Below are 14,870 nucleotides of genomic sequence, written 5' to 3' on the forward strand. Positions count from 1 at the left end.
AGATTATGCAGAGTCTTTCACATCGCGTCAACTGTTTTTTAGCACTTTCGCTATCGAACCGCCGCCGCCCCTCCGCCTTTCACCCCCGGCGCAAACCCGCTCGCCGTAAGGCCCCGCTTCCCTTCGCCCAGTCGCACTGACTGCGCGAAAGGGCGTGATTCTAGGCGCGTTCCGAACGCGCCGCAAGCGAAATTTCGCGGGGCCGGTCAGCGATGCTTGAACACCGGCTTGCGCTTCTCCAGGAACGCGGCCATCCCCTCTTTCTGGTCTTCCGTCGCAAACAGCGAATGGAACAACCGGCGCTCGAAGCGGATGCCTTCGGCGAGCGTCGTCTCGTAAGCACTGTTGACCGATTCCTTCACCATCATGATGGCCGGCAACGGAAACTCGGCGATCGTCGCGGCTGCCCCAAGCGCCTCGTCGAGTAGCGACGCCGCCGGGACGACACGGGAGACCAGCCCGGCGCGCTCCGCCTCCGCGGCGTCCATGAATCGCGCGGTCAAACACATGTCCATGGCCTTCGCTTTGGACACCGCGCGCGGCAGACGCTGCGTGCCGCCCGCGCCCGGCATCACCCCGAGCTTGATTTCCGGCTGTCCGAACTTGGCCGTATCCGCCGCGATCACGATATCGCACATCATCGCGAGCTCGCAGCCCCCGCCCAGCGCAAAGCCCGCGACGGCCGCGATGATCGGCTTGCGAATGGTGCGCACCGTCTCCCAGTTGCGAGTGATGTACTCGCTCTTGTACACATCCATGTAGGTATAGGTCGCCATCATGCCGATGTCGGCGCCGGCCGCGAACGCTTTCTCGCTGCCCGTGACGACAATGGCGCCGATGCCCTCGTCGGCATCGAAAGCCCGCAGCGCAGCGCCGAGCTCGTCCATCAACGCGTCGTTCAACGCATTCAGCGCTTTCGGTCGGTTCAGCGTCACGAGGCCCACCCGCCCGCGCGTTTCTACCTGAATGTTTTCGTAGCTCATGCATCCTCCATTTCTTAGGTGTCGATAGGGCGCGAAAAGCTTTCGCGCCTGCCCGGAAACAATGCTAACATTCGCCAACCAACCGGTCGGTCGGTTAATTGATACGATCCTTCGTCGATTACCGGCCGGCCTTCGTCCAACGCCTGGCCTGCCCCTGTCTCGCTATGACCCATCCTCTATTTGCGAAGCACGAAGACACGCTCAAGACCGCTCTCGACGCCATCGGCTCGCGCGGCTATTGGAGCCCGTTCGCGGAAATGCCCAGCCCCAAAGTGTACGGGGAAACCGCCAACGCGGATGGAGAGGCCGCCTTCAAAGCGCACCTGGACCATCCCTTCGAACTCGATCAGCCCAGTACCGGCGAATCGATCGGGGCGGAGCGCTCGCCGTTCGGTTTCGCGCTCGGCGTACGCTACCCGAAGGCCGATATCGACGCGCTGATCGCCGCGGCCACCGCCGCCGAGCAAACCTGGCGCAAGGCCGGCCCCACGGCTTGGATCGGCGTCAGCCTCGAAATCTTGAACCGATTGAACCGCGCCAGTTTCGAGATCGCCTACAGCGTCATGCACACTACCGGCCAAGCATTCATGATGGCCTTCCAAGCCGGCGGCCCGCACGCCCAGGATCGCGCGCTCGAAGCCGTGGCCTACGCTTGGGACCAATTGCGCAACATCCCGGCGGACGCGCACTGGGAAAAGCCCCAGGGTAAGAACCCGCCCCTTGCCATGCACAAGCGCTTCACTATCGTGCCGCGCGGCATCGGCCTCGTGCTCGGCTGCTGCACATTCCCGACTTGGAACGGCTATCCAGGCCTGTTCGCCGACCTGGCCACGGGCAACGCCGTCATCGTCAAGCCGCATCCGGGCGCCATCTTGCCGCTCGCCGTCACCGTGCGCATCGCCCGGGAAGTGCTGCGCGAAGCCGGCTTCGATCCGAACGTCGTGACGCTGCTCGCCACCGAGGCCAACGATGGCCCGCTGGTGCAAGATCTCGCGCTGCGGCCGGAAATCAAGTTGATCGACTTCACCGGCAGCACGGCCAATGGAACCTGGCTCGAGCGCAATGCACATCAGGCGCAAGTGTTCACCGAGAAAGCCGGCGTCAATCAGATCGTGATCGACTCGGTCGACGATCTAAAAGCAGCCGTGCGCAACATTGCGTTCTCGCTCGCGCTGTATTCCGGCCAGATGTGCACGGCGCCTCAGAACATCTACGTGCCGCGCGACGGCATTCGCACCGCCGAAGGCCATGCGAGCTTCGATGAAGTCGCGCAGGCGCTCGCGGGCGCCGTGCAAAAGCTCGTGAGCGACCCGGCCCGCGCCGTCGAGTTGCTTGGCGCGATCCAGAACGAGAGCGTGGCAAATCGAATCGATGAAGCAAACTCGCTCGGCCGCGTGCTTCTGGCCAGTCAAACGCTCGAGCATCCGTCCTTTCCCCGAGCGCGCGTACGCACGCCGCTCATTGTCCAACTCGACGCCGGCAAAGATATGGCGAAGTTCAGCGGCGAATGGTTCGGCCCGATCTCGTTCGTGATTGCGACCGATTCGACGCAGCAATCGCTCGAATTGGCCGCATCGCTGGCGGCTCGGCACGGCGCCTTGACGTTGTCGGTGTACAGCACCGACGATGCGACGATCGAGGCCGCTCACGAGGCGGCGATCGACGGTGGCGTGGCGCTCTCGATCAACTTGACGGGCGGCGTTTTCATCAATCAGTCCGCCGCGTTTTCGGATTTCCATGGGACCGGCGCCAATCCGGCCGCCAACGCAGCCCTGACCGATGCTGCGTTCGTCGCGAACCGCTTCCGCGTCGTTCAAAGCCGTGTGCATGTTGCTCCGCGCGAGTCGTCGGCGGAAGTCGGCCGAACGGCATAGTCCGCCCGGGCGAATGGAGCCGGCGCCCCGGCTCCTCTAATATGAACTCGATAGGCCCCGTTGCCGTGACGGGGTCCGTTCGCTGGAAACCATTCGATGACCGATGCCTATATTTGCGATGCCATTCGCACGCCTATCGGCCGCTACGGCGGTGTATTGAAAGACGTTCGCGCAGACGACCTCGCCGCCGTGCCCATCAGGGCGCTCATCGAGCGTAACCCGGGCGTGGACTGGCGCGCGCTGGACGACATCATCTACGGTTGCGCGAATCAAGCTGGGGAAGATAACCGCAACGTCGCTCGGATGGCCGCGCTGCTCGCCGGTTTGCCGACCGATGCGCCAGGGTCTACGATCAATCGGCTCTGCGGCTCGGGAATGGACGCGGTCGGCTCCGCCGCGCGCGCACTCAAAGCCGGCGAAGCCCGCATGATGATCGCCGGCGGCGTCGAAAGCATGACTCGAGCCCCGTTCGTCATGGGCAAAGCGGCGAGCGCGTTCTCGCGGCAAGCCGAGATCTACGACACGACGATCGGCTGGCGCTTCATCAACGCGCGTCTGAAAGCCCAACACGGCGTCGATTCGATGCCGGAGACGGGCGAGAACGTCGCCGCACAATTCTCGATCAGCCGGGCCGACCAAGACGCCTTCGCGCTACGCAGCCAGCAGAAGGCGGCGCGCGCGCAGGCAGACGGCACGCTCGCCCAAGAAATCGTGCCGGTCGAAATCCCGCAAAAGAAAGGCGAGCCGCTCATCGTCACCCGCGACGAACACCCGCGAGAGACATCGCTCGAAGCACTCGCCAAGCTCAAAGGCGTCGTTCGCCCGGATGGAACAGTCACGGCCGGCAATGCTTCGGGCGTCAACGACGGTGCTTGCGCACTGCTGCTCGCTAATGAGGAAGCGGCATCGCAGTACGGTCTACGTCGGCGCGCACGCGTGCTCGGCATGGCCACGGCCGGCGTCGAGCCGCGCATCATGGGCATTGGCCCCGCTCCCGCCACGCAAAAGCTGCTGCAACGGCTCGGGATGTCGCTCGCTCAATTCGACGTGATCGAACTGAACGAGGCGTTCGCCTCGCAAGGCCTAGCGGTGCTGCGCACCCTGGGCGTGGCCGACGACGATCCGCGCGTCAATCCGAACGGCGGCGCAATCGCGCTCGGCCATCCGCTCGGCGCCTCCGGAGCGCGACTCGTCACCACCGCGCTTTATCAACTGGAACGCACGGGGGGCCGATATGCGCTGTGCACCATGTGCATCGGCGTCGGACAAGGGATCGCACTGGCCATCGAGCGGACCTAGCCTAAAGGACTGCAAAGGACGCCAGTTCGATGGTTGCCGCGCACCGCGCAACGGAATGAATGGAGGAGACAATCGATGCAAGATGAAGCCATTCGCGTCGAGATCGAAGCGACGACTCATGTCGCCACGGTGACGCTGAACCGCCCCGACAAGCTCAACAGCTTCACGCGTGCAATGCACAAGCAATTGAACGATGCGTTGGACCAAGCGGTCGGCGCAGGTGCGCGAGCCCTCGTGTTGACAGGCGCCGGCCGTGGATTCTGCGCTGGCCAGGATTTGGCGGACCTGAGCTTCGAGCCGGGCGCGATGACCGATCTGGGCGCATTGATCGACGAGTACTTCAACCCGCTCGTGCGCCGCCTACAAGCGCTACCGTTGCCGGTCATCGCCGCCGTCAATGGCATCGCAGCCGGCGCCGGCGCGAATTTGGCCTTTGCGTGCGACATTACGATCGCTGCGCGCTCGAGCAGTTTCGCCCAGTCGTTCGTCAAAATTGGGCTCGTTCCCGACTCGGGCGGCACGGCATTCTTGCCCCAACGGGTCGGCATGGCGCGCGCACTCGGCCTAGCGATGACCGGTGAGAAGATCGGCGCGGATCAGGCCGAGCGTTGGGGATTGATTTGGCGCGTCGTCGACGATGCCGAGCTACTTCCCGCCGCAACCCAGCTCGCCACGCAACTGGCCCAGCAACCTACCCGCGCGATCGCCGCCATCAAGCGTGCCATACGCGCAAGCACAACCAATTCGCTCGATCAGCAACTCGACCTCGAGCGTGATTTGCAACGCGAACTGGGCAATTCGTACGACTACGCCGAAGGAGTCCAGGCATTCATTCAAAAGCGCGCGCCGCGCTTCGAGGGCCGCTGACATGTCGTCTACCGATACCCAAGCAGCGCGCGAACACTCCGTTTCGGCGCAACTGCAACCCGACGAACTCGCGCGTGCCGTCGGGCGCGCCATGTACGAAGCGGATGCGTGCAGCCGCGCGCTCGGTTTCGAACTCGTCGAAGTGCGCGCGGGCTATGCGCGCATGCGCGCGACCGTCCGGCCGGACTTTCTCAATGGCCACGATATTTGTCACGGCGGACTGATCTTTACGTTGGCCGATTCGACGTTCGCATTCGCTTGCAACTCGTACAACGTCAATACGGTGGCCTCGGGCTGCTCGATCGAGTTCTTGCGGCCCGTTCACGGCGGCGACACGCTCACCGCCGAGGCGGTGGAGCAAACGGTCAGTGGCCGCACCGGCATATACGACATTCGCGTCGTCAACCATTCAGGCGAAACGGTAGCGATGTTTCGCGGCAAGTCCGCGCACATCAAGGGGCACGTGATTCCCCCTGCGTGAGCGGCGCGCCCGCGGCGGCCACCGCCCGTCGTGTTCACGCCGACGGGACGTGTGCGCCCGGGCAAGCGCCCGACACCGCCATTCGTCATACGCGACAGGCTGCTTCCGAGCATGCCTGCGGACAGCTATTCTTAAATGAAACAGGAGACATGCGATGAATACCGCGCTGCCGCTCGAACCGATCGAGACCGCGAGCCGAGACGAGCTCGCCGCCCTTCAACTGGAACGGCTGAAATGGACGCTCAAGCACGCTTACGAAAACTCGCCCGTCTACCGCCGCAAGTTCGACGAAGCGGGCGTCCACCCGGAGGACCTCAAAACCCTGGCCGATCTTTCGCGCTTCCCGTTCACGACGAAAAGCGATTTGCGCGATAACTACCCGTTCGGGATGTTCGCCGTGCCGCAGGAGCAGATCTCGCGCATCCATGCCTCGTCGGGCACGACCGGCAAGCCGACCGTCGTCGGTTATACGGCCCGCGATATCGATACATGGGCCAATCTGGTCGCGCGTTCCATTCGCGCTGCCGGCGCGCGACGCGGCGACAAGGTGCACGTGAGCTACGGTTACGGTCTCTTCACCGGGGGCCTCGGCGCGCACTACGGCGCGGAGCGCGCGGGTTTGACCGTGATTCCGTTCGGCGGCGGTCAAACCGAAAAACAAGTCCAATTGATCCAGGACTTCAGGCCCGACATCATCATGGTGACGCCGAGCTACATGCTCGCGATTGCCGATGAGCTCGAGCGGCAAGGCGTCGATCCCGCGAGCTGCTCGCTGCGGATCGGCATCTTCGGCGCCGAGCCGTGGACGAACGACATGCGGCGCGCCATCGAAGCGCGCATGGGCATCGACGCCGTCGATATTTACGGACTATCCGAGGTGATTGGGCCGGGCGTCGCCTCCGAATGCGCGGAGACGAAGGACGGCCCAACCATCTGGGAAGATCACTTCTATCCGGAAATCATCGACCCGGCCACCGGCGAAGTCCTGCCCGACGGCGCTTTCGGCGAGCTCGTGTTCACGTCGCTGACCAAAGAGGCGCTGCCGATCATTCGCTATCGGACGCGCGACTTGACGCGCCTGCTGCCGGGCACGGCGCGCACGATGCGGCGGATGGAGAAGATCACGGGCCGCTCGGACGACATGATGATCATCCGCGGCGTCAACGTGTTCCCGACTCAAATCGAGGAGCTGCTGCTCAAGCAACCGTCGCTCGCACCGCATTATCAAATCTTGCTGACCAAGGAAGGTCCGCTCGATGTGATGACGCTGAACGTGGAACCGTGTCCCGAGGCGCAAGCGGACGAAGCAACGCTCGCTGCCGCGAAATCGGCGCTCGCGTACGACATCAAAGCGCTCATTGGGGTTACCGCATTGGTGCGCGTCCTACCGGTGAACGGCATCGAGCGGTCGGTAGGCAAAGCGCGGCGGGTTATCGACCAACGATCGCGCTGAAGCACGGCCCAGCGCGACGGGCCGCGCGCTCAAGAATTCGGCAGCAGCAGCCACATGCGGCCCGCTTGTTTCATCTTGCCCGCGAGATCGCCAGCGTCGTCGCCGAGGCCCCAAAAGTAGTCGGCCCGCACGCCGCCGCGAATCGCCGACCCGGTGTCTTGGGCGAACACGAGCCGGTTCATCGGCGTATTCGTGAACGGCCGCGTCGTTTCCAAAAATACCGCCGTGCCAAGCGGAATCGAGGCCGGATCGACCGCAATCGAACGCTCGGGCGTGAGCGGCACGCCGAGCGCGCCGACGGGCCCGTCGCCGCCCGCCGATGCCGGTTGCGTCTGCGGCATCTCGCGGAAAAAGACGAAGCGCGGGTTCGTATCGAGCAAACTCATGACGCGCGCCGGGTTCGCGCGCGCCCATGCTTTGATGCCTTGCATCGTCGCTTGCGCCGGCGTGATCTCGCCATGATCGAGCAGCCAGCGGCCGATCGACTTATAAGGCTGATTGTTCGAGCCGCCGTAACCGACCCGCATGATGCCGCCGTCGTCGAGCTGGACGCGGCCCGAGCCCTGCACTTGCAAGAAGAACGCTTCGATCGGATCGTCCACCCACACGAGTTCATTGCCGTCGAGCACTCCCGAGCGCTCGAGTTGCGCTCGCGGCGGCAACGGTGCGCCCGCGCGATAGCCGGACGGCCAGCGATAGAGCGGATATTGATACGGGCCGCGACGCGTGCGCGCGCCATGCAGCAACGGCTCGTAATATCCCGTGACGAGGCCGTCCACCGATCCATCGTCGTTCGATAGCTGGAACGGCGTGAAATAAGTCTCGAAGAACGAGCGCGTGCTCGTGGCATCCAAGTCGTCCAGATGCGAAGCGGCCGAGCAGGCACGCCGCCAACTCGGCTGTTGTGCCACCCGCACGCAGTTTTCGCGCAGCGCGGCCGCCGCGCCGATCAGGGAATCGTCTTGCCACCCCGGCACCTGTTGCCAAGCGACGGGCGTCAGCCGTGCCGACGACACGGCGCCCGCGAGCATGCCCGGCGCCCCGGCGCCGGTGGTCGCAGCGGGCCGCACCACCGGTCGCCCCCCGCACGCCGCAAGCAGCACGGCGGCGAGCAACGCCACCGCGCGGCCGAAAAAGGGCGAATGAATACGCATACAATGTTCGTTCTTGAAGGCAATCGCCATGTCCGACCTGTTCGACGAATACCCGATGCTGATCTTTGCGCTCGAGGCGCTCGCGGCCTTGACCTTACTCGTCGTCATCGTGGTTTGGACGATGTCGGGCAGAAAAAAGAACGCCGGCGCGCACGACGATCGCGGCATACCTCGGTAAGGCAGGCGTCGATCCGGGAGAGGCGGGATTTCCCGGCATCGACGCACTGCAGGAACTGCACACACTGCCCCGGGCAGCGCCGCGGCGATCCGGCTCGCCGGCTCTCAATGCAGCGTACGCGGCATCTGCAGCGCGAATTCCGGCACCGGCGCTTCGAACCGTTCGCCATCCTCGGCCACGCAGAAATACGAGCCGCGCATCGTCCCCTGCGGCGTCTCGATCACGGCCCAACTCGTGTACTCGAATTGCTCGCCCGGCTGCAGCAGCGGCTGATGGCCGACCACGCCTAGGCCCTTCACTTCCTGCACCTGATTTTCGCTGTCGGTGATGACCCAATGGCGCGCGATCAACTGCGCCGGCACCTGCCCCGTGTTGCGGATCGTCAGGGTGTAGGCAAATGCATATTGACGGCGCTCGGGATTCGACTGCTCGGGCAAATAGCGTGTCTGAGCCGACACGCTGAATTGATACTGGCTCATCGTGATTCCGTTTCTGAAGAATCGACGCACCGCGCGGGCGCGATCGAATCGCGGTAAACCGGACGGCTTGCCGCTTGGCGCTTGGGCGCGCCGACTTTCGGTTTCGCATTCTGATCGATGCGCTTGCCGGCCGCAACCGCTGTGCGATGCGCCCGGCGAGCGCGGCGCGCGCCGCACGGTAAAATACGGCTTTTCCGCTCGCGGCCCGCTTGCCGGATCTCTCGCCTTTCACGCCATGACGCAATTTCGCATCGCTCCCAGCATTCTCTCCGCCGATTTCGCCAAGCTCGGCGAAGAAGTTCGCAATGTCGTCGCCGCGGGCGCCGACTGGATCCACTTCGACGTGATGGACAACCATTACGTTCCGAATCTGACGATCGGCCCGCTCGTGTGCGAAGCCATCCGCCCGCACGTGCAGGCGCCCATCGACGTCCATCTGATGGTACGCCCCGTAGACCGCATCGTGCCCGACTTCGCCAAAGCGGGCGCAAATATCATCAGTTTCCACCCGGAAGCGTCCGAACACATCGATCGCACGCTCTCCCTGATCCGCGACCACGGCTGCAAAGCAGGGCTCGTCTTCAATCCGGCCACACCGCTCAACTATCTCGACCACGTCATGGACCGCGTCGATCTCGTCCTGATCATGTCGGTCAATCCGGGCTTCGGCGGCCAGTCCTTCATCCCCGAGGCCCTCAATAAGTTGCGCGAAGCACGCGCGCGGATCGACGCCTATCAAGCGCGCACGGGCCGCGAGATCCACCTCGAAGTGGACGGCGGCGTGAAGGTGGAGAACATTGCGGAAATCGCCGCCGCCGGCGCCGACACGTTCGTGGCGGGCTCGGCCATCTTCGGCAAGCCCGACTATCGCGCCGTCATCGACGACATGCGCGCTCAGCTCGCCGGCGCTCGCGCATGAGCGCCGCGCCCGGTCGGCAGGACGCGGCGCCAGTGCAAGGGCGACGCTTGAGAGCGGCGGTAATCGACCTCGACGGCACCATGGTCGATACGGCCGACGATTTCACAGCCGCCTTGAACGGCATGTTGGCCGAGCTGGGCGCCCGGTCGATCGCACGCGACGAGGTAGTCGGGTACGTCGGCAAGGGTTCCGAGCATTTGGTGCGCACTGTGCTGTCCGCACGGTTTTCCGCAGAGGAAAGCGAGGCTCGCTTCAGCGCGGCGCTCGAGCGCTATCAAGCCCATTACGCCGAGTTCAACGGGCGCCATACGCGGCTTTATCCTGACGTCGAGGCGGGCCTTGCCGCGTTCGTCGACGCAGGCGTGAAGCTCGCCTGCGTCACCAATAAGCCGCACCGTTTCGCCGTCGCGCTGCTCGGCCAATACGAGCTCGCCCGCTACTTCGCCGTGATTCTCGGCGGCGATAGCGTGACCCGCAAAAAACCCGATCCGCAGCCGATGCTGGCCGCCTGCGAGGCGATGGGCGTCGCCCCGAGCGAGGCCGTCGCAATCGGCGATTCGGAAAACGATGCTCTCGCCGGCCGCGCGGCGGGTATGGCGACCTTGACGGTGCCCTACGGCTACAACCATGGCAAAGCTATACAAACGATAAATTCGGATGGTATAGTCGCCACGTTGCTCGAGGCCGCGCGGTTCGTCACACATTCCGCGCCCGGCTTCGCGGCAACCTCTCAATCGTTGACGATCTAAGTCACTCAACTCATGTTTCTGAACAAAAAACGGAGTCCGAGCAGTATCGACCGGGGAGCCTGGCCCTGGCGCCGCTCGTCGCGCTAACCTCTTTCGAGGTACGCTGAAGCCTGTCGTCTTCAGCGCCGTTTTTTGATGTCGCCGCGCATTCGCGCACTATTCGCCGTATCGCCCCGACGCTCGCATCCGCGCGTTTTCTTGCCCGCTGCGTCCGTGCGTCCACGGTTTGCCGCACGTGTCCTTCGCCCGTCCACGGGCAACGAACACGACGGCCGTTCGAACAGGATCGAAACATGACCGAACTCGAGTTCCAGTCCCTCGCCAGCGAGGGTTACAACCGCATCCCGCTGATCGCCGAAGCGCTGGCCGATCTCGAAACCCCGCTCTCGCTTTACCTGAAGCTCGCGCAACCCGAGCGCGGCGGCGCCAATTCGTTCCTGCTGGAATCGGTGGTGGGTGGCGAGCGGTTCGGGCGCTATTCGTTCATCGGCCTGCCGGCGCGCACGCTCGTGCGCACGCGAAACGGCATCAACGAGGTCGTGCGCGACGGGCAAGTAGTCGAGACGCAAGAAGGCGACCCGTTCGAATTCATCGAGCGATTCCAGGCGCGCTTCAAGGTCGCCCAGCGTTCCGGGCTGCCGCGTTTTTGCGGCGGGCTCGCCGGCTACTTCGGCTACGACGCCGTCCGCTATATCGAAAAGAAGCTGGCGCACTCGGCCCCGCCCGACGATCTGAACCTGCCCGACATTCAGTTGCTGCTGACCGAAGAAGTCGCCGTCATCGACAATCTCGCGGGCAAGCTCTATCTGATCGTCTACGCCGATCCGTCCGCGTCCGAAGCCTATGCGCGCGCCAAGCAGCGCCTGCGCGAATTGCGCCAACGGCTGCGCACGACGGTGCAGCCGCCCGTCACCTCGCCGAGCGTGCGCACCGAAACCTACCGCGAGTTCGCACGCGACGATTACCTGAACGCCGTGCGCCGTGCGAAGGAATACATCGCCGCGGGCGAGCTCATGCAGGTGCAGGTCGGGCAACGGCTGATCAAGCCGTATCGCGATAATCCGCTGTCGCTCTATCGCGCGCTGCGTTCGCTCAATCCGTCGCCGTACATGTACTACTACAACTTCGGCGAATTTCACGTGATCGGCGCGTCGCCGGAAATCCTCGTGCGGCAGGAAAAGCGCGGCGAGGACCGCATCGTGACAATTCGGCCGCTCGCAGGCACGCGTCCGCGCGGCAACACGCCCGAGCGCGATGCCGAACTCGCGACCGAACTGCTGAACGATCCGAAAGAGATCGCCGAACACGTCATGCTGATCGACCTCGCGCGCAACGACGTGGGCCGCATCGCACAGACGGGTTCGGTCGCCGTGACCGACAAGATGGTCATCGAGAAGTACTCGCATGTGCAGCACATCGTCAGCTCGGTCGAGGGCAAGCTCAACCCCGGCATGACGAATTTCGACGTGCTGCGCGCGACATTCCCGGCCGGCACGCTTTCGGGTGCGCCGAAGGTCCGCGCGATGGAACTCATCGACGAGCTCGAACCGGTCAAGCGAGGCCTATATGGCGGCGCCGTGGGCTATCTTTCGTTCACGGGCGAAATGGATCTGGCGATCGCGATTCGCACCGGGCTCATCCACAACGGGAATTTGTACGTGCAGGCCGCGGCGGGCGTCGTCGCCGACTCGGTGCCCGAATCCGAATGGCAGGAAACGGAGAACAAGGCGCGCGCCGTGCTGCGCGCGGCCGAGCAAGTGCAAGACGGCCTCGATAGCGATTTCTGAGACGCCCCTACCTGTCGCCTAAGCGTCGGGTCCCCAACGGCCAAGCCAAAGCGGGGACCGGGCGCTTCCTTGAAAGCGCGGAGACACATCATGCTGCTGATGATCGACAACTACGATTCATTCACCTACAACCTCGTGCAGTACTTCGGCGAACTCGGCGAGGAAGTGCGCACTTATCGCAACGATGAAATCACGCTGGACGAGATCGAGGCGATGAAGCCCGATCACATCTGCTTATCGCCCGGGCCGAGCAATCCGCAAAACGCGGGCATCACGCTCGACGTGCTGCGCCGATTCGCCGAGCGCATTCCGATCCTCGGCGTCTGCCTGGGCCATCAGGCGATCGGCGAGGCGTTCGGCGGGCGCGTCGTGCGCGCGCAAACGATCATGCACGGCAAAGTGAGCCGTATCGAGACCGACGGCAAGGGGGTATTCGCGAACCTGCCGAAGCATTTCGACGTGACGCGCTATCACTCGCTCGCGATCGAACGGGAGTCGCTGCCCGACTGCTTGGAAATCTCGGCCTGGACCGACGACGGCGAAATCATGGGCGTGCGCCACAAGACGTTGCCCGTCGAAGGCGTGCAGTTCCATCCCGAATCGATCCTTTCCGAGCACGGTCATGCCCTGCTCGAAAACTTTCTGAAGGGATCGAAAGCGTCGTCCACCGCCGAGGCCGCGCACAGCGCATGAGCGTGCCGCCTCCGCACGAATCAGGATTCATGAACCACGAAGCGCGAAGCGCGATTCACCCATCGCTAAGCACGGTCCGACGAACGGATAGGGGCGAGCCCATGACCATCACACCGCAAGAAGCACTGCAGCGCACGATCGAGCATCGAGAGATCTTTCACGACGAAATGCTGCACTTGATGCGGCTCATCATGCGCGGCGACATGTCGCCCGTGATGGCGGCGGCGATCATCACGGGCTTACGCGTGAAGAAGGAAACGATCGGCGAGATCGCGGCGGCGGCCACGGTGATGCGCGAGTTCGCGCGTCACGTCGAGGTGAGCGACAACGCCAACTTCGTGGATATCGTCGGCACCGGCGGCGACGGCGCGAACACGTTCAACATTTCGACGGCGACGATGTTCGTCGCGGCCGCGGCAGGCGCGAAAGTCGCGAAGCACGGCGGCCGTGGCGTCTCGAGCAAATCGGGCAGCGCGGACGTGCTCGAAGCGCTCGGCGTGAATATCGATCTGCAACCGGAGCAAGTCGCGGCGTCGATCGCCGAGACGGGTATGGGCTTCATGTTCGCCCCCAACCACCACCCGGCCATGAAGAACATTGCGCCGGTGCGGCGCGAACTCGGCATCCGCACAATCTTCAATATCCTCGGGCCGCTCACGAATCCAGCCGGCGCGCCCAATCAGCTGATGGGCGTCTTTCATCCCGACCTCGTGGGCATCCAGGTGCGCGTCATGCAGCGCCTCGGTGCGAACCACGTGCTCGTCGTCTACGGCAAGGACGGCATGGACGAGGTGTCGCTTGGGGCCGCCACGCTGGTGGGCGAACTGCGCGATGGTCAGATTCACGAGTACGAAATCCATCCCGAGGATTTCGGGCTACAGATGGTGTCGAATCGTTCGCTGAAGGTGCAAGATGCCAACGAATCGAAAACCATGCTGTTGCAAGCGCTCGAAAATCGACCCGGCGTCGCGCGCGAAATCGTGACGCTCAACGCCGGAACGGCGCTTTACGCCGCCAATATCGTCGCGTCGATCGCCGACGGCATCGAAGTTGCACGCGAAGCGATCGCAACGGGCCGCGCGCGTGCGAAGGTCGACGAGCTTGCGCGCTTTACCCAACAGTTCAAGCAATAACCCCATCATCAGGCATCGAAAAAGGCTTCGTCCATGAGCGACATTCTCGAACGAATCATCGCCGTCAAACGCGAGGAAGTGCGTGCGGCCCAGTTGAGCGCGCCGCTAGAGGAGCTGCGTCTCGAAGCGTCGGCGCGCGACTTGCGCGATTTCGTCGGCGCGCTGCGCGCCAAGCACGAGGCCGGCCAGGCCGCCGTCATCGCCGAAGTGAAAAAAGCGAGCCCCTCCAAAGGCGTGTTGCGCGAGCATTTCGTGCCCGCCGAGATTGCACGGTCCTATCAGCGAGGCGGCGCGGCCTGCTTGTCGGTGCTGACCGACGTCCAGTTCTTCCAAGGCAGCGCGGCCTATCTCGAAGAGGCCCGCGCCGCCTGCGAACTGCCGGTGTTGCGCAAGGACTTCATCGTCGACCCGTATCAGATCGTCGAAGCGCGCGCCATGGGCGCCGATGCGATCTTGCTCATTGCCGCGGCGCTCTCGCTCACGCAGATGCAAGAGCTCGAAGCCTTCGCCCATTCGTTCGGGCTGGCGGTTCTCGTCGAAGTCCATGACCGCAATGAACTCACCCAAGCGCTGACGCTCAAGACGCCGCTCATCGGCATCAACAACCGCAATCTGCGCACGTTCGAAACGTCGCTCGATACGACGCTCGGCATGCTCGATGCGCTGCCCGAGGACCGGATCGTCGTCACCGAATCGGGAATCTTGGCAAGAGCCGATGTCGAGCGCATGCGCGCGAACGCGGTGCATACGTTCCTCGTGGGCGAAGCCTTCATGCGCGCCGACGATCCGGGCGCCGCGCTCGCGCAGATGTTTTTCTGATT

The 14,870-nt window shown here is 64.0% G+C and carries 14 protein-coding genes; 11 read left to right on the forward strand and 3 right to left on the reverse strand.

The window, feature by feature from the left end:
* Window positions 1-206 precede the first annotated feature (206 nt).
* On the reverse strand, window positions 207-983 hold the full coding sequence (locus MMB74_RS19035; RefSeq protein ID WP_277430226.1) for an enoyl-CoA hydratase: 777 nt from the start codon (window positions 981-983) through the stop codon (window positions 207-209).
* Between the two features lie 164 nt (window positions 984-1,147).
* On the opposite strand from MMB74_RS19035, the gene paaN reads away from it, so the two are divergent.
* The 5 genes from paaN to paaK all read left to right on the forward strand — a co-directional run bounded on the left by paaN (window position 1,148) and on the right by paaK (window position 6,957).
* A complete protein-coding gene (gene paaN / locus MMB74_RS19040) occupies window positions 1,148-2,857 on the forward strand; it encodes a phenylacetic acid degradation protein PaaN (RefSeq protein ID WP_277430227.1) in 1,710 nt (569 codons plus the stop codon).
* A gap of 96 nt (window positions 2,858-2,953) precedes the next feature.
* Window positions 2,954-4,156: a 3-oxoadipyl-CoA thiolase gene (gene pcaF / locus MMB74_RS19045; RefSeq protein WP_277430228.1), complete on the forward strand. Its 1,203-nt coding sequence runs from the start codon at window positions 2,954-2,956 to the stop codon at window positions 4,154-4,156.
* A 75-nt stretch (window positions 4,157-4,231) separates the two neighbouring features.
* Entirely contained in the window at window positions 4,232-5,023 is a 792-nt protein-coding gene (gene paaG / locus MMB74_RS19050; protein ID WP_277430229.1) for a 2-(1,2-epoxy-1,2-dihydrophenyl)acetyl-CoA isomerase PaaG, read from the forward strand.
* Between the two features lies 1 nt (window position 5,024).
* Window positions 5,025-5,504: a hydroxyphenylacetyl-CoA thioesterase PaaI gene (gene paaI, locus MMB74_RS19055; RefSeq protein WP_277430230.1), complete on the forward strand. Its 480-nt coding sequence runs from the start codon at window positions 5,025-5,027 to the stop codon at window positions 5,502-5,504.
* 154 nt (window positions 5,505-5,658) lie between these two features.
* Window positions 5,659-6,957, forward strand: coding sequence for a phenylacetate--CoA ligase PaaK (paaK, locus tag MMB74_RS19060; protein WP_277430231.1), 1,299 nt, complete (start codon window positions 5,659-5,661; stop codon window positions 6,955-6,957).
* A gap of 29 nt (window positions 6,958-6,986) precedes the next feature.
* On the opposite strand, the gene MMB74_RS19065 is transcribed toward paaK, so the two are convergent.
* Together MMB74_RS19065 and apaG are read right to left on the reverse strand one after the other, a co-directional pair.
* Window positions 6,987-8,219 (reverse strand): MltA domain-containing protein, encoded by a 1,233-nt coding sequence (locus MMB74_RS19065; protein WP_277430232.1) that lies wholly within the window; start codon window positions 8,217-8,219, stop codon window positions 6,987-6,989.
* Window positions 8,220-8,393: 174 nt separating this feature from the next.
* Entirely contained in the window at window positions 8,394-8,768 is a 375-nt protein-coding gene (gene apaG, locus MMB74_RS19070; protein ID WP_277430233.1) for a Co2+/Mg2+ efflux protein ApaG, read from the reverse strand.
* 235 nt (window positions 8,769-9,003) lie between these two features.
* Here apaG and rpe point away from each other — a divergent pair, with 235 nt between their 5' ends.
* The 6 genes from rpe (at window position 9,004) to trpC (ending at window position 14,868) form a co-directional block, all read left to right on the forward strand.
* Window positions 9,004-9,687 carry a ribulose-phosphate 3-epimerase gene (gene rpe / locus MMB74_RS19075; protein WP_277430234.1) on the forward strand — a complete coding sequence of 228 codons (684 nt, stop codon included), beginning with the start codon at window positions 9,004-9,006 and terminating at the stop codon, window positions 9,685-9,687.
* Window positions 9,684-10,436, forward strand: a complete 753-nt coding sequence (locus MMB74_RS19080; RefSeq protein WP_277430235.1) for a phosphoglycolate phosphatase — start codon at window positions 9,684-9,686, stop codon at window positions 10,434-10,436. Before rpe ends, MMB74_RS19080 begins: the two co-directional genes overlap by 4 nt.
* 293 nt (window positions 10,437-10,729) lie before the next feature.
* On the forward strand, window positions 10,730-12,223 hold the full coding sequence (trpE, locus tag MMB74_RS19085) for an anthranilate synthase component I (RefSeq protein ID WP_277430236.1): 1,494 nt from the start codon (window positions 10,730-10,732) through the stop codon (window positions 12,221-12,223).
* Between the two features lie 90 nt (window positions 12,224-12,313).
* A complete protein-coding gene (locus MMB74_RS19090; protein ID WP_277430237.1) occupies window positions 12,314-12,916 on the forward strand; it encodes an aminodeoxychorismate/anthranilate synthase component II in 603 nt (200 codons plus the stop codon).
* Window positions 12,917-13,017: 101 nt separating this feature from the next.
* Window positions 13,018-14,049, forward strand: coding sequence for an anthranilate phosphoribosyltransferase (gene trpD / locus MMB74_RS19095; protein ID WP_277430238.1), 1,032 nt, complete (start codon window positions 13,018-13,020; stop codon window positions 14,047-14,049).
* A gap of 33 nt (window positions 14,050-14,082) precedes the next feature.
* Entirely contained in the window at window positions 14,083-14,868 is a 786-nt protein-coding gene (trpC, locus tag MMB74_RS19100; protein WP_277430239.1) for an indole-3-glycerol phosphate synthase TrpC, read from the forward strand.
* The last annotated feature ends 2 nt before the right edge of the window (window positions 14,869-14,870 follow it).

Source organism: Trinickia sp. Y13 (genome assembly GCF_029522115.1).
Taxonomy (GTDB): Bacteria; Pseudomonadota; Gammaproteobacteria; order Burkholderiales; family Burkholderiaceae; genus Trinickia.